This is a genomic window from Pseudomonas sp. LBUM1663 (assembly GCF_059695905.1).
Genome location: NZ_CP166792.1, coordinates 3111158 through 3134138 on the forward strand (window position 1 = coordinate 3111158; position 22981 = coordinate 3134138).

Sequence of the window (22981 nt, forward strand, 5' to 3'; positions counted from 1 at the left end):
TGGATGAAAGTTAAGAACAACAACCTATTCGCCTTGAAAGCACTCAACCGAGCCCTGCTTTGTGCGCTGGCCTCGATAGGCACCGCGCAAGCCGCGCCCTACGTGGAAAACGGTCGTGCAGGCGATCCCAACAGCTGGCGCAGCGCTGAGTTCAACGCTGACTGGGGGCTGGGCGCCATCAATGCCCAGGAAGCCTACGCCGCCGGTTACAGCGGCAAAGGCGTGAAACTGGGGATCTTCGATCAACCGGTTTACGCCCAGCATCCGGAGTTTTCCGGTGCCAACAAGGTCGTCACTCTGGTCACCAGCGGTATCCGCGAGTACACCGACCCGTACATCCCGGTCAAAGCCGGCGATGCGTTTCGGTATGACGGTTCGCCCACGGTCGGCTACGACGGCAAGCTCGGCTCCCACGGCACTCACGTCGGCGGGATCGCCGCGGGCAGCCGTGACGGCAACCCGATGCACGGCGTGGCGTACAGCGCGCAAATCATCAGCGCCGACAACGGCGATCCGGGCCCTGAAGACGGCATCATCCTCGGTAACGACGGTGCGGTGTACAAGGCTGGTTGGGATGCGTTGATCGCCAGCGGCGCGCGGATCATCAACAACAGTTGGGGCATCGGCATCACCGATCGCTTCGACCTGGGCGGCCGCGACCCGGCGTATCCGCACTTCACCGTGCAGGACGCGCGACTGCAGTTCAATCAGATCCAGCCCATCCTCGGCACGCGCCAGGGCGGCGCTTATGACGGTGCGATCGCGGCCGCTCGCAGCGGCATCGTGACGATCTTCGCCGCCGGCAACGACTACAACCTCAATAACCCGGACGCCATTGCCGGCCTCGGTTATTTCGTTCCCGAAATCGCACCGAACTGGATGACTGTCGCAGCCTTGCAGAAGAACCCGGACCTCAACAGCCCGGACCTCTACAACATCAGCACCTTCTCGTCGCGCTGCGGCTACACCGCGAGTTTCTGCGTGTCGGCACCCGGCAGCAAGATCTTCAGCGCAATCATCGGCGGCACCAATGCCGATAACCTGACCGTGGGCTACGCCAACAAAAACGGCACTTCCATGGCGGCGCCGCACGTCGCGGGCGCGGTGGCGGTGCTGATGGAGCGCTTCCCGTACATGACTGGCGCCCAGGTTGCCAGCGTGCTGCGCACCACCGCCACCGACATGGGCGCACCCGGTGTGGACGCGCTGTACGGCTGGGGCATGATCAACTTGCGCAAAGGCATCGATGGCCCGGCGATGTTTGTCACCGAGCAAGACATTCCCGAGGAGTTCCGCATCCAGGGTGCCTACGGCTCCAGCCAGTTTGTCGCGGACTTGCCGGGCATCGGCGCGATTATCGACGCGGGCAAACCGACCGAACGGGTGTGCAACGACGTGCAGTGCGGGCGGGACGTCTGGCGTAACGACATTTCCGGCCACGGCGGCCTGACCAAGCAGGGCATCGGCACACTGGTGCTGACTGGCGCCAACACCTACGCCGGCCCGACGCTGGTCAATCAGGGCCGATTGGCGATCAACGGCTCGCTGCTCTCGGCCGTGACCGTCAACGACAGCGGGATCCTCGGCGGTAACGGCCGCATCGGCGCATTGACCGCGAAAAGCGGCGGCACCGTGGCGCCGGGCAATTCCATCGGCACCTTGCAGGTGGCGGGCGATGTGACCTTCGAGCCTGGCTCGACCTACGCGGTGGAGCTGTCGCCCACCAGCAGCGACCAGATCATCGCGGGCGGTAAAGCCGTGATCGACGGCGCGACCGTCAGCCTGTCCCTGGAAAACAGCCCGACCTTGCTGACCACCAGCGAAGTGCAATCCCTGCTCGGCAATCAATACAACATTTTGCAAGCGGCCGGCGGGATTGAAGGGCGGTTTGGCGCAGTCCTGCCAAACTACTTGTTCATCGGCGGCGCACTCGACTATTCGGCCACGGGTATCCAACTGGCGGTAGAGCGCAACGCAGCATCCTTCGCCAGCGTCGGCCAGACTCCGAACCAACGCGCCGTCGCTGCCGCTGCCGAGCAGCTTGGCGCCGGTAATCCGCTCTATGAAACCTTACTGTTGTCGCCGACGGCGGCGGTCGCGCAACAAGCCTTCCAGCAACTGTCCGGTGAGATTCATCCGGCGATCGGCACGTTGCTGATCAATGACAGCCGTTACCTGCGCGATGCCGTCGGCGAACGTCTGCGTGAGCGGGATCTGTTCGATGCCGCGGCACCAACCGATGACCGCAGCAATGCCTGGGTCAAAGTCCTCGGCGCCTGGGGCAAGAGCGACGGCGGGCATGACAACGCCAGTTCCAACAGCTCCATCGGCGGCTTGCTGGCCGGTGTCGACGGTCTGATCACTGAAGATACGCGGCTGGGTTTCGTCACCGGGTATAGCGACAGCTCGTTGAGCATGGGCGATGGCACGCATTCGTCAGCCTCGGTCGACAGCTACCACTTGGGCGCCTACCTGGGCCATGAAATCGATGCACTTCGCTTGAGCGTCGGCGGCGCTTACAGCTGGCATCGCATCGATGTGAAACGTGACGTGCAATTCGGCGACGTCAGCGGCAAACAGAAATCCAAGCGCGATGCGACCACCGCCCAACTGTTTACCGAAGCGGCGTATCGCCTGGACCTGCAACCGCTGGCCCTGGAACCGTTCGCCAACCTGGCTTACGTGCACCTCAACAGCGACAGCTTCACCGAGAAAGGTGATGCCGCCGCGCTCAAGGGTGGCGAAGCCAACCGCGACGCCGTGCTCTCGACCCTCGGTGTGCGGGCGAGCAAAGCCATTGCACTGTCGGACAAACAGCAGCTGGAACTGTCCGGCACCCTGGGTTGGCAGCACAACCTGAGCAACACCCGTTCCGAATATCATCTGGCCTTCGCCAACGGCAACACCGGGTTCAGCGTGCAGAGCGTGTCGCTGGATCGTAACGCCGCCGTCATTGGTGCGCGGGCCGGTCTGGCGGTGGCTAAGGATGTGCGTGTGAGCCTGGATTACAACGGACTGCTGGGCTCCAACGAGAAAGACCACGGTGTAGGTCTGACACTCGACTGGCAGTTCTGATTTAACGCAAAGGAAGCAAACAACATGGGACTGTTTGATTACAAAAATGCAGACAGCAAGGCGCTGTACAGCGACGCCATCGCCCTAACGCTGTATGCGTACACGCCAACCGGTCAGCCGCTGCCGGCCACCGCTTGGGCGCCGATTGGCGCTACGCAGCTGGGTTATCAAGGCAAGGTCGGCGCCCAGTGCACCTTCTTTGGCGAGAAGGACGGTTTCACCAGTGCCGAAGCCGAAGTGCTCGGCAAGTACGACACGGCGGGCAAGCTGATCGGTATCGGCATTGCCTTCCGGGGCACCGGAGGCCTGGGGTACAGCGACACCTTCGGCGACATAAAAAACAACTTGCTGGCCGCTATCGGCCCGGTGGATTACGCGACGAACTACGCGAAAAACGCCTTCGACACTTTGCTCAAGGACGTTGCCGCGTTTTCCATCGCCCATGGCCTGAGCGCCAAGGACGTCATGGTCAGCGGCCATAGCCTCGGCGGGTTGGGGGTCAACAGCCTGGCCGAGTTGAGCGGCAACAACTGGGGCGGGTTCTTCAAGGACGCCAACTACATCGCGTTTGCCTCACCGACTCAGAGCGCCACCGGCAACAACGTGTTGAACATCGGCTACGAGAACGACCCGGTGTTCCGGGTGCTCGACGGCACCACGTTCAGCACAGGTTCGCTGGGCAAGCACGACGGCTATCAGGATTCGGCGACCAACAACATCGTCAACTTCAATGACCAGTACGCGTCCACCGCACAGAACCTGGTGCCGTTCAGCATCCTCAATCCGCTGAACTGGTCGGCCCATGGCTCGTTGGGCTATGCCGACGGTTTGAACCGGGTGATCGACTCGCGGTTCTACGACCTCACCGACAAGGACTCGACGCTGATCGTCTCCAATCTGGTGGAATCGTCCCGGGGTAAAACCTGGGTCGAGGACCTCGGGCGCAGCGGCGAGCCCCACACGGGCAGCACCTTCATCATCGGCACCGACAGCAACGATTTGCTCAAGGGCGGTGCTGGCAATGATTTCATCGAAGGCCGCGACGGCAACGACCGGTTCCGCGATGACGGTGGCTACAACCTCCTGCTGGGCGGCAAGGGCAGCAACACCTTCGAGTTACAGAAGCCGTTGCAGAACTTCAGTTTTGCCAACGATGGCGACGGTACGCTGTATGTGCGTGACGCCTATGGCGGCATCAGCATGACCCGCGATATCGGCGCGCTCGTGAGCAAGGAGTCGGGGTCATGGTGGGGGAGCAAGGAGGTGACTTACAGCGTCACCGCCAACGGCTTGCTCAATGGCAGCGAGCTGACCCACTACAACCACTCGCTCAACGGTGACGCCTACGGCAACACACTGGCGGCCAGCGTCGACGGCGACTGGTTGTTCGGTCATGCCGGCGACGACCTGCTGCGCAGCGACAAAAGCCAGGTGACCTTCGTCGGTGGCGCGGGCAACGACGTGATGCAGGGTTCGGGTGGCAACAACACCTTCCTGTTCAGCGGCGCCTTCGGTTTTGACGCGATCAATGGCTACCAAGGCAGCGACAAGCTGGTGTTCCTCGGCGTTCAGGGCGCGGGGCAGGGCTATGACTACAGGCAACACGCTTCGCAGTCGGGCCATGACACGGTGCTGAAGGTGGGCGATTTTGCCGTGACCCTGGTGGGAGTGGGACTGGACAGTCTGTCGGCTTCAGGCATCACGTTTGCGTAAGGGCTGCATGCACTAAATGCTCCGGGGCGCCTCGTGAGCGAGGCGTCCTGGTTGTGAGCTATCTCTGACAATTCCAACAAAAGAGAGGCAATACCAATGGGTGTTTATGACTACAAAAACTTCGGCACAGCCGATTCCAAAGCGTTATTTACCGACGCGATGGCGATCACGCTGTATTCCTATCACAACCTCGACAATGGCTTTGCCACCGGTTACCAGCACAACGGCTTCGGCCTGGGCTTGCCGGCGACCCTGGTTACCGCGCTGCTGGGTGGCACCGATTCCCAGGGCGTGATTCCCGGCATTCCCTGGAACCCCGATTCGGAAAAAGCCGCACTGGAGGCTGTGCAAAAAGCCGGCTGGACGCCCATCACGGCCTCGCAACTGGGTTATGACGGCAAGGTCGACGCGCGCGGAACGTTCTTCGGCGAGAAGGCCGGGTACACCAGCGCGCAGGTCGAGATCCTCGGCAAGTACGATGCTCAAGGCCATCTCAGCGAAATCGGCATCGCCTTTCGCGGCACCAGCGGCCCGCGAGAAACCTTGATCGGCGACTCCATCGGCGATGTAATCAACGATCTGCTGGCCGCGTTCGGTCCCAAGGATTATGCGAAAAATTATGTGGGCGAAGCCTTCGGCAATCTGCTCGGCGACGTCATGGCATTTGCCCAGGCCAATGGCCTGTCAGGTAAAAACGTGCTGGTCAGCGGCCACAGCCTCGGCGGGCTGGCGGTCAACAGCCTGGCGGACTTGAGCACAGATAAGTGGTCCGGGTTCTACAAGGATTCCAACTACATCGCCTATGCGTCCCCGACCCAGAGCAGCAACGACAAAGTGCTCAACGTCGGCTATGAAAACGACCCGGTGTTTCGGGCCCTCGACGGTTCATCCTTCAACCTGTCGTCGGTGGGTGTGCACGATGCCGCCAAGGCCTCGGCGACCGATAACATCGTCAGCTTCAACGACCACTACGCCTCGACCGCGTGGAATGTGCTGCCGTTCTCCATCCTCAACATCCCGACCTGGATCTCGCACTTGCCGACCGCCTATGGCGACGGCATGAACCGGGTGATCGAATCGAAGTTCTACGACCTCACCAGCAAAGACTCGACGATCATCGTCGCCAACCTTTCGGACCCGGCGCGCGCCAATACCTGGGTTCAGGATCTGAATCGCAACGCTGAAACCCACAAGGGCAGCACCTTCATCATCGGCAGCGACGGCAATGACCTGATTCAGGGGGGCAAGGGCAACGACTACCTGGAGGGGCGTGACGGTAACGACACCTTCCGTGACGGTGGCGGCTACAACATCGTATTGGGTGGCAAGGGCAGCAACGTGCTGGACTTGCAGCAGTCGGTGAAAAATTTCAACTTTGCCAACGATGGCGCCGACAACCTCTACGTCCGTGATGCCAATGGCGGCATCAGCATCACCCGGGACATCGGCAGCATTGTCACCAAGGAACCGGGGTTCTTGTGGGGGCTGTTCAAGGATGACGTTACGCACAGCGTGACGGCCAAGGGTCTTTCCGTTGGCAACAACCTGACTCAGTACGCGTCATCGATGAAGGGCGGTGCGGGGGCCGATACGCTTAAGGCACATGCGACGGGCGACTGGTTGTTCGGTCTGGACGGCAACGATCATTTGATCGGCGGCCAGGGCAACGATGTGTTTGTGGGCGGGGCGGGGAATGACCTGATGGAATCGGGGGGCGGGATTGATACGTTCCTGTTCAGCGGTGCGTTTGGGCGGGACCGGGTGGTGGGGTATCAGGCGAACGACAAGCTGGTATTTCTCGGGGTTCAGGGGGTCGTGCCGAATGATGACTATCGGGCTCATGCCTCGGTGGTGGGGCAGGATACGGTGCTGACGTTTGGCGGGGATTCGGTGACGTTGGTGGGGGTTGGGCTGGACAGTTTGTCTGGTTCCGGGATCGTAATCGCCTGACGTTGATGTGGCGCCGGTAAGGGCCTCTTCGCGGGCAAGCCTCGCCCCTACAGGGTTGTGCGAATCCTTGTAAGAGCGAGGCTTGCCCGCGAAGAACGATAATGCGGTTTTCAGTCTTCCTCGCGAACCGTGGCTACATCTTTGGCATTGACCTTCACCTTCGCGCCGGAAATATCCTCAAACTCGTAAAATCCGTCCTTGGTCTTGGTTTTCGGCATGTCTTCGGTCAAATACTGGGTGCCGTTCTGCAACGTCACGACCGTTGGCGTGGAGCAACCGGCCAGGGCCAGGAAGGCCGCTGCTGCCAAGGGCAAACCCAGAGTCTTGATATTCATACCCACCTCTCAACTGCATAAAAAAAGCCGCTATGCCGGTTGGTGCCATGGATCGGCAGAAAGTTCGATGGTCGCTCGAAAATAGCCAAATAGCGCCGCCGCTTATCCTTTTCCGTTTGCACCGGATACACCGGAGCTGGTATCTGTACGCATAACCAGTACTCGCTCGCCATGGCCCTTTTTCCCTGTGACTGCAAATCCTCTCGACGACCCGTTCTATTACCTGAACAACTTCATGCAAGTGCTTGATTGGCTTGAGCATCGTTATGCCGATGTGCTGAGCGTCGAGGAGCAGGCCTTCATCCGCGATTTCAGTCGGCAGCCCCGCGAGTCCCGGGCGCTGCTGGTCAGGATGGTGATGCGCAAGGGCCTGCATTTCAGGGCCGGCAAATTGAGTTACGTCGAGATTGGCGACATTGCCAGTGCTGCCGAGCCATTGCTGACGTCAGGCTGGATCTCTGCGCAATCGCCGCTACAGCTCGAGGAGCTGTTCGACGTTCTGCTCAAGGCCGAGATTCTTCATTGCTTCGGTACCGCCATCGATCAACCCAAAGGCAAGAAGACCGAATGGCTGGCGTCCCTGAGCGAGCAGTTCTGCGAGGAACAAAGCTTCGCGCAATGGTGCCCGCAACTGAACGACCGGCTGTTCACGCTGACCATCATGGACCTGTGCGACCGCTTGCGGCTGATGTTCTTCGGCAACCTGTATCAGGACTGGTCGGAATTCGTGCTGGCCGATCTCGGTATCTTTACCTACGAGAAAGTCGAATTCTGTGCCGAATCCCGGGGCCTGCGCAGCCGTGAAGACGTGGACGCCTGCCTGTACCTGCACCACTGCCAGCAACGTTTCGAGGCCGGTGAAGATGTGGCGGACATTGTCGAGCAGGTCAACGAGGTGCTACTCGACAACTCGTGGTTGCAACGACGTCGCGGCAAGTTGTTGTTCCAGATTGGTCAGCATTGCGAACGCATCACGGATTTTTCCATGGCGTTGACGATTTACCGCGACTGCGCCTATCCCGGCGCTCGGGTGCGCCTTATCCGTGTGCTGGAGCGTTGTGGCGAATATCAGTTGGCCCTGCATCTGGCCACGCAGGCGGAGCAATCGCCGGAAAGCGCCACCGAGCATCAGCATGTGCTGCGTGTGTTGCCCAGGCTGCGGCGCAAACTGGGCGGCCCGGCGATGAAACGGCCATCGCCCCGGGAAATGCTGCGACTGGACCTGCACTTGCCCAGGACAGACCCGGCGCTGTCGGTCGAATTTCATGTGCAGGCGCACCTGGCGGAGGATTTGGCGCCGGTGCATTACGTCGAGAACAGTCTGATCAACTCGCTGTTCGGCCTGTTGTGCTGGCCGGCGATTTTTGCTCCGTTGCCGGGGGCGTTTTTCCACCCGTTCCAGCGCGGGCCGGTGGACCTGCTAAACGAAGACTTCCATGCACGTCGAGCGGATGAGTTCCAGGCCTGTCTGGCCGAACTCGATGACGGGCGTTATATCCAGACCATCCGTGAACGTTACGTCGCCAAGTGGGGCGTGCAGTCACCGTTCGTGTTCTGGGGCGCGCTGAGCGAAGCACTGCTGGATCAGGCGCTTGACTGCCTGCCCGCCGAACACCTCAAGCACTGGTTCAATCGCCTGTTGCTGGACATCAAGGCCAACCGGGCCGGCATGCCCGATCTGATCCAGTTCTGGCCGCAGCACAAGACCTACCGCATGATCGAAGTCAAAGGCCCCGGCGATCGCCTGCAAGACAACCAATTGCGCTGGCTGGAGTTCTGTCACGAACATCAGATGCCGATCGCCGTCTGCTACGTGCAATGGGCGGAGCAGAGCGCTTGAGCTACGGCATTGCGGTGCGGGCGCTGTGTGAATTCACCGCCAAGGTCGGCGACCTCGACCTGCGTTTCACGCCGTCGCCAACCGCGCTGGAAGGCATCGTCGGGCACCGCACCGTGGCCTCGCGACGAAGCGAGGGCTATCAAAGCGAAGTCGCCCTCGAAGGCCAGTACAAAACCTTGAAGGTCAAAGGCAGGGCGGACGGCTACGACCCGGCGCAAAACTGCCTGGAAGAAGTCAAAACCTATCGCGGCGACCTGAGCAAGCAACCGGCCAACCACCGGCAATTGCACTGGGCGCAAGCGAAGGTCTACGGATGGCTGATGTGCCAGAAGCTGGAACTGGTGCAGATCAATCTGGCGCTGGTGTACTTCGACATCGTCAGCGAAAAGGAAACCTGCCTGGTCGAGGCCTTCAGCGCGGGGGAGCTGCAGTCGTTCTTCGAGCATCATTGCGGGCTGTTCCTGCAATGGGCCGAGCAGGAAATGGCCCATCGCGACGCGCGCAATCACGCAGCGCAGCAATTGGCGTTTCCCCATGCCGACTTTCGTCCGGGGCAACGGCACCTGGCGGAATCGGTGTTCAAGGCCGTCAGCACCGGTCGTTGTCTGATGGCTCAGGCGCCGACCGGCATCGGCAAGACCGTGGGCACGCTGTTTCCGATGCTCAAGGCCCTGGCGCCGCAGCAGTTGGACAAGGTGTTCTTTCTGACGGCGAAAACACCGGGGCGCAAACTGGCGCTGGATGCCGCGCAAGTCATCCTGGAGAGCGCCGATGCGCCGCCGCTGCGGGTGTTGGAGATGATCGCCCGGGACAAAGCCTGCGAGCACCCGGACAAAGCCTGTCACGGTGAATCCTGCCCGTTGGCCCAGGGCTTTTATGACCGTTTGCCGGCTGCCCGCCAGGCCGCCAGCGGACTCAGCCTGTTGAAGCAGGACGCCTTGCGCCAAGTGGCATTGGCGCATGAGGTCTGCCCTTATTACCTGAGCCAGGAAATGGCTCGCTGGGCCGATGTGGTGGTCGCCGACTACAACTACTATTTCGATTTCAGTGCGTTGCTGTTCGGCTTGGCCCAGGCCAATAACTGGAAAGTCGCGGTGTTGGTGGATGAGGCGCACAACCTGGTGGAGCGCGGCCGGCAGATGTACAGCGCCACGCTCGATCAATCGACCCTCAACGGGGTACGAAAAACCGCGCCGGACGCCCTGAAAAAACCGTTGCAACGGGTCAATCGAGAGTGGAATGCCCTGCATAATCTGCAATTGGCGCCGTATCAGGCCTACGACAAGGCACCGGAAAAGCTCCTCCAGGCGCTGTCGTCGTGCAGCGCGAGCATCGGCGATTATCTCAACGATCATCCTCAGGGCCTGGACAGCGCCCTACAGAATTTTTACTTCGACATGCTGCAGTTTTGCCGGGTGGCCGAACTCTTCGATGAGCAGTTTCTGTTCGACATCAGCAAGCGTGACCTGGAGCGCAAACAAAACCTGTCGCAACTGTGCCTGCGCAACGTGGTGCCGGCCGGTTTCATCCGCCCGCGCTTGACCGCTGCGCGCAGCACGGTGCTGTTTTCCGCGACGCTCAGTCCTCGGCATTATTACGCGGACCTGCTGGGTACGCCGCCGGACACGGTGTGCATCGATGTCGAATCTCCGTTCCATGCCGACCAGTTGAAAGTGCACATCGTCAGCCAGATATCGACCCGATTCGTCCACCGCCAGGCGTCCCTCGAACCGATCGTCGAGCTGATCGCCCGGCAATTCAGCCAACGCCCCGGTAACTACCTGGCATTTTTCAGCAGCTTTGATTATTTGCAGCAAGTTGCGCAGTTACTGGCCGAGCGACACCCGCAGATCACCCTGTGGTCGCAGTCCCGGGGCATGGCGGAAGGGCAACGCCAGGCCTTTCTCGATCAGTTCACGACGCACAGCCAAGGCGTTGGTTTTGCAGTGTTGGGCGGAGCGTTCGGTGAAGGCATCGACCTGCCCGGCGCACGCCTGATCGGTGCATTCATTGCCACCCTGGGGCTGGCGCAACTCAATCCGGTCAACGAACAGATGAAGCATCGAATGGCGGCGATTTTCGGCGCCGGTTATGACTACACCTACTTGTATCCCGGCGTGCAGAAAGTGGTGCAGGCGGCAGGAAGGGTGATCCGCACTCAGCAGGATCAAGGGGTGGTGATGTTGATTGATGACCGGTTCGGTGACAGCAAGGTCAAACACTTGCTGCCGCGTTGGTGGTCGGTCGAGCAGGCGCATCTAGCGTCTGGTGTGTAGGATTATTTACCTTTTAAAACAAATACATATCTTGAAAGACACACGCATTTGAACAAACGCGGAAACAGCGCTTTATTCAAAGGGCAGGCATTACTTTCAGCCGCTCTTTGATAAGGAAATCAAGGTATGTGCTCCGCACCGAACTACATCTATTCCCCTGAGCAGGTCACTGCTGCGTTCAATGTCATCAAAACCTCACTGTTTCGCGGTATCACGGCCGAGGAAACGCCGAAAATCCTGGTAGTTGCCGGGCTTCAAGGCTCGGGTAAAACCTTCCTGCTGGAAAACACACTCCTGCCGACCAGGCGCTACGACAAGTATGTTCGTCTCTACCTGCCCGAATACCGACAGAAACATCCTCAATACGCGGAGATGATCAAGCTTGGCGTGCTGCATGCCTATGAACATACCGAAGCTTTCGTCCGAGAGCTCTGCGCCAAAATCTTCACCGAAGCCTTCACACTCAAATACAACATCATCATGGAGTGTGCGTTCGACAGCATCGATTTCGCGGCATTTCCACCACTCGCGACGGCGGCCGGTTATCAGTTCGAAACGCATATCATTGGCTGCACGCTGGAGTTCGCTCACGTTTCGAGCATCAAAAGAGCCTTCAAAAGCCTGGAAAACTGCGAGCTGGAAAGGTTTGTCACGCGATCAACGCTGGAGGCCGCCATGAGGCATGAGCAAGCGGTCATCCTGGCCTTCGAAACCGCCTCGAAGGCGGTCGATCGCTCACAAATCACGGTGTATGAACGCGGGTTCGGGGCGCTGAAAGAACGCGTCTCGCGTGCTCATATCACCTACACCACAACCGCTGGCGTGACGCCCTCTACGACGCCAACGGTGTACAGCGCCTATGACAGCATCATCAATAATCATGTCCACACCCTGAGTGAGCGTGACGAGGTGGTAAAAGAATGCCACCTGGCGTTACTCAAAACCCAGACATACGCCGAGGTTGTCCCTGATTATGTCTACAACGATCTGTACGCCTGCATCGTCAAATACGTGAACCGATAACCAGGCGAACCCATTCGGCGGCGAAGCGATGACAGTCTCCCGGCCAGCGAGCGGTCAGCAACTGGCCATCGCGGACGACGAAACCTCTTTGTGGCTGGTCCGCCGAATCACGCACCGCCAGGAATGGCCCGCGCAGGAAATCCATCGGGCTGGACAGGGCGGCGGTGACTTCCGCTTCGACGGTTTGAGGATAGGTCCGGTAATAGCGTCCGAGCCAGGCCGCGGTGATTGCCCAGGCAGGCAGCTCCATGGTGTTGGCTACCAGGGCGGTGACCTTGCGACCCCGCAACACCGAAAGTCCGCTGTCAGGGTCGAGGGTGCGGGCAAGCACCAGCACGCCGTGACAGACCGCTGCCACCGGTTTGTCTGCCTTGAAAAAGTGCAGGGCGATCCGTCGGGCCTGCTCGGAATCCAGCAGGCTGCGCATGCCCTTGGCATGCCCGCCGGGAATCAGCAGCCCTTGGAACTCGCTGGGGTCGACATCGTCATAGGACAGCGGTTGGCGAAATGACGGGGCTTCGATCATCCGGGCGTAGCTGGCAAGGTCGGCCTTGCGCGTCATCAGCAACGGGTTCAACGGGCCAAAACCGATGTCCACCAGGCGCGAATCGGCGTAGGCCGGCAATCCCTCGGGCGACGCAAAGCGCACTTCAATACCGGCCTGGCGCATGGCTTGCCATGGAACGCTGCTCTCTGTGGGATCGTAGTCAGACGTGGGTAACAGAATCAGGATCATCGGGGACGCCTTGAACCCGCCAGGAATGGCGTTTGGCGTCGAGAATAGGCGGTCACAACGTTATGCTCCAGTACATGATTGTTTTCTGGCTCACCAAAGCCACGGTTTGTCGCATACTCAACAAAACAATAATCACGGGTGTGATCGATGAGTGATAACCAGTCCAAAACCAACTCCATCGAGGAAATGCGCTTTCGCCTGCTGATTGATGCCGTGGTGGACTATGCGATCTACATGATTGACCCCGATGGCATCATCTCCAGCTGGAACGCTGGCGCCAAACGTTTCAAGGGGTATGAGGAGGCGGAGATCCTCGGTCAGCATTTTTCGCGTTTTTATACCGAAGAAGATCGCTCTATCGGTCTGCCCCAGCGTGCACTGGACACGGCGATCCGCGAAGGTCGTTTCGAGGGCGAAGGCTGGCGGGTTCGCAAGGACGGCACGCACTTCTGGTGCCATGTGGTGATCGATCCGATTATCGATCCGACCGGCAAGCTGCTGGGCTTCGCCAAGATCACCCGGGACCTCACCGACCGCAAAATGGCCGAAGAGACCCTCAAACAAAGCGAGCAGCAGTTTCGGTTGCTGGTTCAAAGCGTCACTGACTACGCCATCTATATGCTTGCCCCGGACGGACGCCTGACCAACTGGAATCAAGGCGCCCAGCGCATCAAGGGCTACCGGCCCGAAGAGGTCATTGGCCAGCACTTTTCGATCTTCTACACCCCTGAGGACCGCGAAGCGGGGGAACCGCAACGTGCGTTGGAAACGGCTACGCGGGAGGGACGCTTCGAAAACAAGGCTTGGCGCGTGCGCAAGGACGGCACACGGTTCTTTGCCCATGTCGTGGTCGATCCGATCTGGGGCGAAACGGGTACGTTGCTCGGCTTTGCCAAAATTACCCGGGACATTACCGAGGCCACGCTCGCACAGAAAGCGCTTGAGCAAACCCGTGAAGCGTTGTTCCAGGCGCAGAAGATGCAGGCCATCGGCCAACTGAGTGGCGGGATCGCCCACGATTTCAATAATCTGCTGACCGTTATCCTTGGCAACCTGGAAATCGTCCGTAAACGCGTGGGAGACAATCCGAAAGTCACTCGATTGGTGGACAACGCCACCCAGGGTGCCTTGCGTGGTGTGTCCCTGACTCAACGCATGCTGGCTTTCGCCAGACGTCAGGAGCTCAAGTCCGAATCTGTCGAGATACCCGTGCTGATAGAAGGGATCAGCGGCCTGTTACGCAGCTCCCTCGGGCCTTCCGTGCAGCTCGAAACACGCTTTTCCCCCGACCTCGTTCCGGTCATGGCCGATGTCAATCAACTCGAACTGGCCGTGCTGAACCTCGCCACCAATGCCCGGGATGCCATGCCCAACGGCGGCAAAATCGTCATCGGCACCCGGACAGAAGAAATCCCCGATCAATCAACGTTATTGCTGGAGCGCGGCCGCTATGTGTGCCTGAGTGTCGCCGATACGGGAGAGGGCATGGATGAGGCCACCCTGGCCTCGGCCATGGACCCGTTCTTCACCACAAAAGGCGTGGGCAAAGGCACGGGGCTGGGGTTGTCGATGATCCATGGCTTTATCGAACAATTGGGCGGGCGATTCGTTCTCAAGAGCCAGAAAGACATCGGCACGGTCGCCGAACTATGGATACCCGCGGCCACGACTGCTGCGCTCAACCAACCCGCTTCAGCGGAAGTGGAAGCACCGCCAGTGGCTCAATTGTGCGTAATGGTGGTGGACGATGACAGCCTGGTGTTGACCAGTACCGGCCTGTTGCTTGAGGACCTCGGCCACCGGGTGATCAGTGCGGTGTCTGGTGCACAAGCGCTTGAGCTGTTCGAACACGAGCAGAATATTGACCTGGTCATTACCGACATGGCCATGCCACAAATGAATGGCGCGCAATTGGCGCAGGCCATTCGGACGTTGAAGCCGGACGTGCCGATCATTCTCGCCACGGGTTATGCCGAGCGCCTTGAAGGCTTCGCGACCGCGCTCCCGCGCTTGTCCAAACCGTATACCCAACTCAATCTGGTGGAGGTCATTGCCCAGGCCATGAAATGACTGGCGCTGCGCTCAGCCGTTGGCGTTCTTCCTGAAACCGCGCAAGTTCATGGCACACAGGCAAAACTGCAACACGATTAACGCATAGGCGTGGGTGTGGTAACCCCAAATCACCCACAAGAGGTTGCTGACGATAAAGCAGCTGAAACCCCACACCCTGCGCGAGGGTGATTGCGAGCCTATCAGCCACGCCGCCAGCACCGTGACCAGCATCGCCGGCCATTGCAACCAATCGAGAGAGTCCATGCGTGGTCCTTAAAGTTAGAGTCTGTATCTGAAGGACCACGGCGGCGAAGTAGCGTTCGAGCGAGGCGCATTGAATCCGGCTGAACTTTGCCCGGGAAGGTTTCTTCTAAACGCTTTCACAGCCCAAGTGTATGCCCCGTGCCCAGAATACTGACCGAACCTGCCGCCGAAGAAGTCTTGTCCGAACACAACGCCAAAATGTTCGGTTCGCCCAAGGAGCGCCTGGATTTCTACCGTCGGGAAATTCAATACGAAACCAGCATCCTCGCCAATCGAACCGATGCTTATCTGGCTGCGCAATCGTTTCTTGTGATTGCCTTCGCGTCCTGCATGTCCAACCTCAATCCCGAGTGGGGAAAACTCTTTACCCTGGTGGTGCCGCCGTTTCTCGCGCTGCTTGGGTTGCTCAGTTCGCTGAACGCCTGGCCGGGGATCCGTGCGGCCTATGACATCATTGATCACTGGCACTTCAAGCAAAGTGAGTTGCTGCGCAGCGAGCCATTGATGGGGCTGGCTTACGATGAGTCGCCGCTGTTCAGTGAAATGGAATCGTCCCACAAGGGGTATCGCAAATCGCTGCTGTTTTCCGTGCGCACGCCATGGATCTTCGCCACCTTCTGGGTGTTGCTGGGCAGCTACGCAGTATTCATCCAGGTGACTAACCCGGGCGGCTGATGTGCACCTGCAAAAAGCCCGGCAGATGCCGGGCTTCTTTACATCAGCCAACCGAATCATGCTGCCAGATTAGGCGTGCTCATTTCTTTCTTGTACTGAGCTTTCAGCGTTTCCATTTGCGCACCCAATTCTTCCAGGGTGGCTTTACCCAGGAGCTTTTTGGCTTGAGGGAACATTTCGGTTTCCTCTTCTTCGATGTGGTGCTCCAGCAATTCCTTGACCACTTTCACGCGACCTGCGAATTCCGGGGTGGAAGGGTCGGTGACTTTCAGGTCCGGCAGCACCAGCGAATCCACGGTGCGGTGTTCTTCCTTGGCTTCGTAGTACATGACGTCCTGTTCTTTGCCTCCGGCCTTTTTGTACGCTGGATACAAGACTTCCTCTTCGAGGCGGGTATGGATGGCAATTTCCATTTCAAGCTTGGCCAGCAGATCGGTGCGTTTTTTAACGCCACGTTCGGTGGACTCGCTCAGCTGGGTCAGGATGCCCTTTACGCGTTCATGGTCGGCTTTCAACAGGTCGATGGCGTTCATGGTCGAATCTCTCAAATAGTCACGGGGATGGGCGCAAACGGTCTCATGGCCGTAGATCGCTCATTGTCCTGGAGCATTTGTCGTGCCCACTTCAGCGCTTGAAGTAACTCTATATAAAACAAAAGGTTAAGAAGACTGATGGCGAAATGAAGTCGTGCAGGCTGCATGAGTCCGGAAATTGACTCATGCAGTTCGCGGCAAGATTTTTTTGCCTCTAAAAACTGAATTATCGGCGTCGTACCGTCGATCAGATTCGCCTCGGATGTAACTGAACTCGCTCACCGCTCGCCCTCCCTTAATACAGACAAACGAGGTCTTTTAACCAACCCGCGAGGATGCCGCCATGCGCGCAATGACTTATCACGGAGCTCACGATGTCAGGGTAGAAAACGTTCCCGATCCCACCCTTGAAGCCGCTGACGACATCATTTTGCGGGTAACCGCGACGGCGATCTGCGGATCCGATTTGCATCTTTATCGCGGCAAGATTCCGACGGTGGAGCATGGCGATATCTTTGGCCACGAGTTCATGGGCATCGTGGAGGAAACCGGTACAGCCGTTACCGCCGTGCAGCGCGGCGATCGTGTGGTGATCCCGTTCGTGATTGCTTGTGGTGAGTGTTTCTTCTGCCAGATGGACTTGTTTGCCAGTTGTGAAACCACCAACTCGGGACGGGGCGCAATTATCAATAAAAAGGCCATTCCACCGCCGGCTGCGTTGTTTGGGTTCAGCCGGCTCTATGGCGGCATTCCAGGTGGGCAAGCGGAATCACGACTATCGGCTGGCCTATGCGCAGCGCACCTACGGCGTGATCCCGATCAATTTTGATGACGATGACGACCCGGCGGATACGATCATCCGCCAGACAGCAGGCAGCCGCGGGGTGGACGGCGTGGTCGATGCGGTGGGGTTTGAGGCCAAGGGCAGCACCACCGAAACCTTGCTTGCCACCTTGAAACTGGAGGGCAGCAGCGTCAAGGCGCTACGCCAATGCATCGCTGCCGTTCGCCGTGGTGGCGTGGTCAGCGTGCCCGGGGTCTATTCCGGGTTCATCCACGGTTTCCTGTTTGGCGATGCCTTCGACAAAGGCCTGACATTCAAGATGGGCCAGACTCACGTGCAACGCTATTTACCGGAGCTGCTGGGGCACATTGAAACCGGACGCCTGCAACCGGAGGCGATCATTACGCATCGCTTGTCACTGGAGCAGGCCGCCGAGGGTTACAAGATTTTCGAATTTGCCGGGCCTTTCAGTCAGTGAGCTCCCTCGCCACAGAATCAGGTGTACTTGGCGGAGGCGGGTTTAAGCCCGATCCTCGAGCTGCTGGCGCAACCGCTGGGAGTTGTTCACCGACATCGGGATCGGTGGGAAATCCTCGTTGAGCACGCGCAGATGCTCGATCGCTTCCTGAAACTTCAGATCAGCCTTCCTGCGCATCGCCCGATAGCGCTCAAACCGTTCCATGTCCATATCGCCGCCTTCAAGCATCTCAAAGGCGTAGCGGCTCAGCGCCTGGGCGTCTTCAAACATCTGGCGATTGCATTCCAGAGCGAATGCCCGGCAGGCTTTGATTTGATTGGGAGTTGAACAGTGGATCATGACCGGCACCTTTAACTTTCCGAGGTCCCTTTTGAAGGCATCGTCGCCACAGTGGAACCGAATCTGTCGGGTCCCGCCGTGTTGAAAAAATCAGGCGGAATTAAGGTTGTGACTGCCGGGGTGCACAGGGATTTCAAATATCTGAATGCGAAAACTCGATGAATCCAGCCATGAACATTTGGCCAAAAAATCAAATAATCTGTTTCTTGTGCCGTTCATAGCGGGCGAGGGTGGGTTGCGTGCTGATCCCGTGGATCAGAATACTCAACGCGACCACGGACAAGGTCAGGTCCATACACAACGTCGCCACCGACTGGCCCAGCCCGTGATTCAAGGCATAGAACAGGTAATACAGACTGCCGATGCCACGTATGCCAAACCAGCCGATCAACATTCGCTGGCGCCAATCGAGCAATCGACCCCACGGCATCACAGCGACACTCAAAGGGCGAATAACGCAAAACAACACACCGCCGACCAGCAGGGCGCGCCAGTCCCAGTGAGCGATCAGCACGACGCCGAGCAGCGTCACCAGAAACACTTCCATGGCCCGTTCCACCAGACTGCCGAAGGCGAGCATGTCACCCATCATGATGCCCGCAGCCACCTGAGTGTCTTCAAGGTTGTCGGTGTCGCCATGCACCGCGTGTTGCGGTTCGACGTTCTGATGGCCGACCACCGGCTGGACCAAATGCTCGGCCGGCAGTTCGTCATTGGCGGTGGAACTGACTTCTTCCTGACGCAATCCGAGGCCGGCAGCGAACACTGACAGAAACCCGTAGGCGTGGATCGACTCAGCCCCGACATACGCCAACGCAATCAAGGCGAGGGCGAGGTAATCGTTCGGGGACAGCGTGCTGTCGTCGTTCTTGATCCGCAGCGCCAACGTCAGGCGCCCGATGCCGCGTCCCATCCAGTAACCCGTCAGCAAACCCGCCGGTACGGCCCAGATCACACTGCGCAGCACCCAGTCGCCAAACCAGCCGGGGTTGCCGTCGTGTTGCAGCATAAGCAGGCCAAGAATCACGAACGGAAAGGCAATCCCGTCATTGAGCCCGGCTTCACCGGAAAGGCCGAACCGCACGCTGTCTTCATCCCGTGCGTCGTTGACCTGAACCAGCGCGGCGAGCACCGGGTCGGTCGGCGCCAGGATCGAGCCGATCAGCATCGATGCGCCCCACGACACTTGCAGCCCGTAATGCAGCAATAAGCAGATGCCCACAATGGTCAACAGCATGACCGGGCCAGCCAGGCCGAAGGCGACCCTCCAGTTTTTATGCTTGAGGTGCGAGCGCAATTTCAGGCCACAGACAAACAACGAGAAGAGCACTGCGACTTCCGTCAGGTGCTCCATCCAGATCGAAGCGTCAGCGGTGTCCAGCTTCAACAGCCCGAACCCCGCCGGCCCGATGGCGGCACCCAGCACCAGGCACACCGCTGAGGTGGTCACCGGCATCCAGCGCAGATAGGACGAGGTCAGCGCCAGCGTCAGCAACACGGCACCCAACACGGCCACCCATAAAATGAAACTCATGCTCGGTACTCGATGGGGGTGGGCCGGGTTTGTGGGCCTCTGGAGATCAACCGACTGTCGCGCGCAAGTATTCAGGCGTCAGCACGTTGAACCACAGCAGAATCATCTCAACCAGAATAGTCACTAAAACCAGAAGACCGACGCCCCAGACACACGCCGCATTCAGCAGGCCTTGTTCCTTGCGTTCATGCATGAACGTCGGCAGGCCGACAAACAGCAAAAACGTCGAGTAGAGGGAGGCGGCGCCCAATACCGCAATCGCCAGCCAGCGACTGGGGTACAGCCCGGCAAACCCGGCCAGGAAAAACGGCGTTGCGGTGTAGGCGGCAAAACCGATGCATTGATTGAGGGTCGGCCGTGCGTCGAAGGTGCGCGACATCCAGCGGATGAATCCCCCCATCACAGCCACGCCGGCGATGATGGTGACGTACAGCAGCACGCAGAGTTGCAGGCACTTTGGGAGCTGAGTTTTACGGTTTCGTTCTCGGCCAGGCTCCAGCCGACATAGGTGGTGCCGATGAACAGGCAGACGGCGGGGATCAACGCGAGCAGCAGCAAATGCGCGAGGTAATGGCGCGGATGTGCTTCCTCTTCGCGGCGAATATCCGTCCAGGCGAATTTGGGCTGGGTGAAGAGCTTGAGGATAGGTGCGGACATGACCGTCTCCTCGAAAGGCCCGTGATGGGGGGGCTTAAACGTATTGAGCGGGGAGATTTGTCTGGGGTTCATTTTTTTCAGCGTCCACTGAGGTACTTGTAGCAGCTGCCGAAGGCTGCGTTCGGTTGCGCAGCAGTCGTAAACCCGGCATGCACGGTTTACCAGAAACACCGTGGTTGAATGGTTTTACGACTGCTGCGCAGCCGAACGCAGCCTCGCGTTGCTCGGCAGCTGCTACAAGGGATCGGTCACAGCATCGGTTTGCCACCGGTCACGCCATAGCGCTGGCCTGTGATGTAACTGGCCTCGTCCGACGCCAGCAGCACGTAAATCGGTGCCACTTCCACCGGTTGCCCTGGCCGGCCCAGCGGGGTTTGCGAGCCGAAGTTCTGCACCTCTTCATCGGGCATGGTCGAGACGATCAGCGGTGTCCAGATCGGCCCCGGCGCCACGCAGTTCACCCGGATGTTTTTCGGTCCGAGCATCTGCGCCAGGCCGCCGGTGAAGTTGGCGATCGCGCCCTTGGTCGTGGCGTAGGCGAGGAGGGTGGGTTTGGGCATGTCCGAGTTGACCGAACTGGTGTTGATGATCGAGCTCCCGGCCTTCATGTGCTTCAGCGCGGCCTGGCAGATCCTGAACATCGCCGTGATGTTCACGTCGAAGGTCATCACCCATTCTTCGTCCGGGATGTCTTCTAAGTTTTCGTGCGTCATCTGGAAGGCGGCGTTGTTGACCAGGATATCGATCCGGCCAAAACGTTCGACCGTCTTGTCCACCAGGGCCTGGCATTGCGCTTTCTGCGCGATGTCGCCGGGCAGCAGCACGCATTGGCGTCCGGCCTGTTCGACCCAGCGTGCGGTTTCCTGCGCGTCTTCATGTTCATTGAGGTAGGCGATCGCAACGTCGGCCCCTTCACGGGCGAAGGCGATGGCGACTGCACGGCCGATGCCGCTGTCGGCCCCGGTGATCAGGGCGATCTTGCCGTCGAGTCGGCCGGAGCCTTTGTAGCTTTTTTCGCCACAGTCAGGGTACGGGTCCATTTTCTTTTGGGAACCGGGGACGGGCTGGCGTTGCTTGGGGAAGGGTGGTTTTGGATAGTCAGTCATGGCAAATCTCCGATCTCGAGGCACAGGATTCAAAGGGTTGACCCTGGTGTTTTGCCTTGAGTTCGGTTGGATTTCAGTGCGTCCACAAAACACCGAATCCACGTAATTCCCTTGTAGGAGCGAAGCGTGCTCGCGAAGGCGGTGTGTCAGTCATACATGTGTCAACTGGCACACCGCCTTCGCTCCTACAGGGGGATTTGTTGTGTTGTCAGGCCTTGAGGTTGAGCAAGCTGCGCTCCATACGCGCCAAACCTTCTTCCAGCAACGCCCGTGGGCAGCCGAAGTTCAGGCGCACGAATTGCCGGGCGTTATCGCCGAAATCCAGGCCGGGGCTGAGGCCGACCTTGGCCTGGTCGAGGAAGAACTGCTGCGGGTTGTCCAGTCCCAGCGCCGAGCAATCGAGCCACGCCAGATACGTGCCCTGCGGGATGTTCATCGTCACACCCGGCAAACGCGTGCGAACCGCTTCCACCAGATAATCCCGATTGCCTTGCAAGTACGCCTTCAACCCGGCCAGCCACGGGCCGCCTTCGCTGTAGGCCACACGCGTCGCTTCCATGCCCAGCGGGTTGACGCTGTCGACCATGCCGCAACGGGCATGATTGACCCGCGCACGCACCGCCGAGTCTTGAATAATCATGAAGGAGGTTTTCAGACCCGCGATGTTGTAAGCCTTGCTCGCCGACATCAGGGTGATGGTGCGCTTGGCGATCTGCGGGCTGAGCGATGCCGTTGGAATGTGCACGCGGCCGTCAAAGCACAGCTCAGCGTGGATTTCGTCGGAGATGATCCACGCGTTGTGTTCCAGGCAAATGTCGGCCAGCGCTTGCAGTTCTTCCCGTGGGAAAACCTTGCCCAGCGGGTTATGCGGATTGCTCAGCAACAGCGCGCCGCCGCCGGTCAGTGCCTGGCTCAAGGCTGTGAGCGGCGTGTCATACGTGCCGTCAGCCAACGCGTCGAATTGCAGTTCAACCTTGTTCAAGCCCCAATGACCTGGCGCATGACGCAGCGGCGGGTAGTTCGGCACCTGAACCACGACGTTCTGTTGCGGCTCGACCAGCGCCTTCAGCGCCATGTTGAACCCCGATTCCACACCCGGCAGGAAGATCAGTTCCTCCGGCAATACGCGCCAAGCGTATTTGTTCCAGAGGTCGGCGACGATGGCGGCGCGCAGATCTTCCTGAGGCACGCTGTAACCGACCATCGGGTGTTCCAGGCGTTTACGCAGGGCTTCAAGGATGACCGGCGGTGCGGCGAAGTCCATGTCGGCAACCCACATCGGCAACACGTCGGCCGGGTAGCGGCTCCACTTGGTACTGCCGGTGTCGTGGCGGTCGAACACCTGATCAAAATCGAAGGTCATGCTCAGTCTCATAAAGGCCGGTTGGATATGGCGCCCATGATAATCGCCAAGCCCCGTGGGAGCGAGACGGTAATAGTCCGACCACCACAAATCCCTGTGGGAGCGAGCCTGCTCGCGATAGCGGAGGGTCAGTTAGTATTAATGTTGGTTGTGCCGACCTCATCGCGGGCAAGCCCGCTCCCACAGGTTTGGGGTGATGGCTGAATTCGGCGCATTGCCCGATGGTCGGTTTTCAGGCAGTCAGTTCT

At 59.3% G+C, this 22981-nt stretch carries 16 protein-coding genes and 2 pseudogenes; 9 read left to right on the forward strand and 9 right to left on the reverse strand.

Translation table 11 applies throughout. The features are described 5' to 3' along the window. Positions 1-3: 3 nt before the first annotated feature. The 3 genes from ACA075_RS14260 (at position 4) to ACA075_RS14270 (ending at position 6738) form a co-directional block, all read left to right on the forward strand. On the forward strand, positions 4-3075 hold the full coding sequence (locus ACA075_RS14260) for an autotransporter domain-containing protein (protein ID WP_497299027.1): 3072 nt from the start codon (positions 4-6) through the stop codon (positions 3073-3075). A gap of 24 nt (positions 3076-3099) precedes the next feature. Continuing rightward, positions 3100-4788 (forward strand): polyurethane esterase, encoded by a 1689-nt coding sequence (locus ACA075_RS14265; RefSeq protein ID WP_497299028.1) that lies wholly within the window; start codon positions 3100-3102, stop codon positions 4786-4788. 96 nt (positions 4789-4884) lie between these two features. Further along, positions 4885-6738: a polyurethane esterase gene (locus tag ACA075_RS14270; RefSeq protein WP_497299029.1), complete on the forward strand. Its 1854-nt coding sequence runs from the start codon at positions 4885-4887 to the stop codon at positions 6736-6738. A 110-nt stretch (positions 6739-6848) separates the two neighbouring features. On the opposite strand, the gene ACA075_RS14275 is transcribed toward ACA075_RS14270, so the two are convergent. After that, positions 6849-7073 (reverse strand): YgdI/YgdR family lipoprotein, encoded by a 225-nt coding sequence (locus ACA075_RS14275; RefSeq protein ID WP_010460381.1) that lies wholly within the window; start codon positions 7071-7073, stop codon positions 6849-6851. Positions 7074-7260: 187 nt separating this feature from the next. Between ACA075_RS14275 and ACA075_RS14280 the strand changes: the two genes are divergently transcribed. The 3 genes from ACA075_RS14280 to ACA075_RS14290 all read left to right on the forward strand — a co-directional run bounded on the left by ACA075_RS14280 (position 7261) and on the right by ACA075_RS14290 (position 12212). Beyond that, the gene (locus ACA075_RS14280) at positions 7261-8913 is read left to right on the forward strand and encodes a VRR-NUC domain-containing protein (RefSeq protein WP_497299030.1); all 1653 of its coding nucleotides are present in this window, start codon (positions 7261-7263) and stop codon (positions 8911-8913) included. Beyond that, the gene (locus ACA075_RS14285) at positions 8910-11189 is read left to right on the forward strand and encodes an ATP-dependent DNA helicase (protein ID WP_497299031.1); all 2280 of its coding nucleotides are present in this window, start codon (positions 8910-8912) and stop codon (positions 11187-11189) included. Before ACA075_RS14280 ends, ACA075_RS14285 begins: the two co-directional genes overlap by 4 nt. Positions 11190-11315: 126 nt before the next feature. Continuing rightward, a complete protein-coding gene (locus ACA075_RS14290) occupies positions 11316-12212 on the forward strand; it encodes a zeta toxin family protein (protein ID WP_497299032.1) in 897 nt (298 codons plus the stop codon). On the opposite strand, the gene ACA075_RS14295 is transcribed toward ACA075_RS14290, so the two are convergent. After that, on the reverse strand, positions 12193-12948 hold the full coding sequence (locus ACA075_RS14295; RefSeq protein ID WP_497299033.1) for a DJ-1/PfpI family protein: 756 nt from the start codon (positions 12946-12948) through the stop codon (positions 12193-12195). The genes ACA075_RS14290 and ACA075_RS14295 overlap by 20 nt on opposite strands. A 147-nt stretch (positions 12949-13095) precedes the next feature. Between ACA075_RS14295 and ACA075_RS14300 the strand changes: the two genes are divergently transcribed. Further along, positions 13096-15018 (forward strand): hybrid sensor histidine kinase/response regulator, encoded by a 1923-nt coding sequence (locus ACA075_RS14300; protein WP_497299034.1) that lies wholly within the window; start codon positions 13096-13098, stop codon positions 15016-15018. Between the two features lie 12 nt (positions 15019-15030). Here the strand turns inward: ACA075_RS14300 and ACA075_RS14305 are convergent, their stop codons facing one another. Further along, positions 15031-15264, reverse strand: coding sequence for a hypothetical protein (locus ACA075_RS14305; protein ID WP_497299035.1), 234 nt, complete (start codon positions 15262-15264; stop codon positions 15031-15033). Between the two features lie 138 nt (positions 15265-15402). Between ACA075_RS14305 and ACA075_RS14310 the strand changes: the two genes are divergently transcribed. Further along, on the forward strand, positions 15403-15939 hold the full coding sequence (locus ACA075_RS14310) for a hypothetical protein (protein ID WP_497299036.1): 537 nt from the start codon (positions 15403-15405) through the stop codon (positions 15937-15939). Between the two features lie 56 nt (positions 15940-15995). On the opposite strand, the gene ACA075_RS14315 is transcribed toward ACA075_RS14310, so the two are convergent. Continuing rightward, complete coding sequence (locus ACA075_RS14315; RefSeq protein ID WP_497299037.1) at positions 15996-16472, reverse strand: PA2171 family ribosome-binding persister protein; 477 nt, start codon at positions 16470-16472, stop codon at positions 15996-15998. Positions 16473-16815: 343 nt separating this feature from the next. On the opposite strand from ACA075_RS14315, the pseudogene ACA075_RS14320 reads away from it, so the two are divergent. Next, positions 16816-17734 (forward strand): annotated as a pseudogene (locus tag ACA075_RS14320) (alcohol dehydrogenase catalytic domain-containing protein). 42 nt (positions 17735-17776) lie between these two features. On the opposite strand, the gene ACA075_RS14325 reads toward ACA075_RS14320, so the two are convergent. From ACA075_RS14325 to ACA075_RS14345, 5 genes and pseudogenes are all read right to left on the reverse strand, one after another. Further along, on the reverse strand, positions 17777-18073 hold the full coding sequence (locus tag ACA075_RS14325) for a hypothetical protein (protein ID WP_497299260.1): 297 nt from the start codon (positions 18071-18073) through the stop codon (positions 17777-17779). Between the two features lie 190 nt (positions 18074-18263). Beyond that, positions 18264-19607 (reverse strand): cation:proton antiporter, encoded by a 1344-nt coding sequence (locus ACA075_RS14330; protein WP_497299038.1) that lies wholly within the window; start codon positions 19605-19607, stop codon positions 18264-18266. A 46-nt stretch (positions 19608-19653) separates the two neighbouring features. Then, positions 19654-20264 (reverse strand): annotated as a pseudogene (locus ACA075_RS14335) (Yip1 family protein). Positions 20265-20512: 248 nt separating this feature from the next. Continuing rightward, positions 20513-21370 carry an SDR family oxidoreductase gene (locus ACA075_RS14340; protein WP_497299039.1) on the reverse strand — a complete coding sequence of 286 codons (858 nt, stop codon included), beginning with the start codon at positions 21368-21370 and terminating at the stop codon, positions 20513-20515. 208 nt (positions 21371-21578) lie between these two features. Next, positions 21579-22733, reverse strand: coding sequence for a MalY/PatB family protein (locus ACA075_RS14345; protein ID WP_497299040.1), 1155 nt, complete (start codon positions 22731-22733; stop codon positions 21579-21581). Positions 22734-22981: the final 248 nt, after the last annotated feature.

Bases quoted from the DNA above. Each gene is read 5' to 3' on its own strand.
- ACA075_RS14260 (WP_497299027.1), top strand. From the start codon at position 4: ATGAAAGTTAAGAACAACAACCTATTCGCCTTGAAAGCACTCAACCGA.
- ACA075_RS14265 (WP_497299028.1), top strand. From the start codon at position 3,100: ATGGGACTGTTTGATTACAAAAATGCAGACAGCAAGGCGCTGTACAGC.
- ACA075_RS14270 (WP_497299029.1), top strand. From the start codon at position 4,885: ATGGGTGTTTATGACTACAAAAACTTCGGCACAGCCGATTCCAAAGCG.
- ACA075_RS14275 (WP_010460381.1), bottom strand. From the start codon at position 7,073: ATGAATATCAAGACTCTGGGTTTGCCCTTGGCAGCAGCGGCCTTCCTG.
- ACA075_RS14290 (WP_497299032.1), top strand. From the start codon at position 11,316: ATGTGCTCCGCACCGAACTACATCTATTCCCCTGAGCAGGTCACTGCT.
- ACA075_RS14295 (WP_497299033.1), bottom strand. From the start codon at position 12,948: ATGATCCTGATTCTGTTACCCACGTCTGACTACGATCCCACAGAGAGC.
- ACA075_RS14300 (WP_497299034.1), top strand. From the start codon at position 13,096: ATGAGTGATAACCAGTCCAAAACCAACTCCATCGAGGAAATGCGCTTT.
- ACA075_RS14305 (WP_497299035.1), bottom strand. From the start codon at position 15,264: ATGGACTCTCTCGATTGGTTGCAATGGCCGGCGATGCTGGTCACGGTG.
- ACA075_RS14315 (WP_497299037.1), bottom strand. From the start codon at position 16,472: ATGAACGCCATCGACCTGTTGAAAGCCGACCATGAACGCGTAAAGGGC.
- ACA075_RS14325 (WP_497299260.1), bottom strand. From the start codon at position 18,073: ATGATCCACTGTTCAACTCCCAATCAAATCAAAGCCTGCCGGGCATTC.
- ACA075_RS14330 (WP_497299038.1), bottom strand. From the start codon at position 19,607: ATGAGTTTCATTTTATGGGTGGCCGTGTTGGGTGCCGTGTTGCTGACG.
- ACA075_RS14340 (WP_497299039.1), bottom strand. From the start codon at position 21,370: ATGACTGACTATCCAAAACCACCCTTCCCCAAGCAACGCCAGCCCGTC.
- ACA075_RS14345 (WP_497299040.1), bottom strand. From the start codon at position 22,733: ATGACCTTCGATTTTGATCAGGTGTTCGACCGCCACGACACCGGCAGT.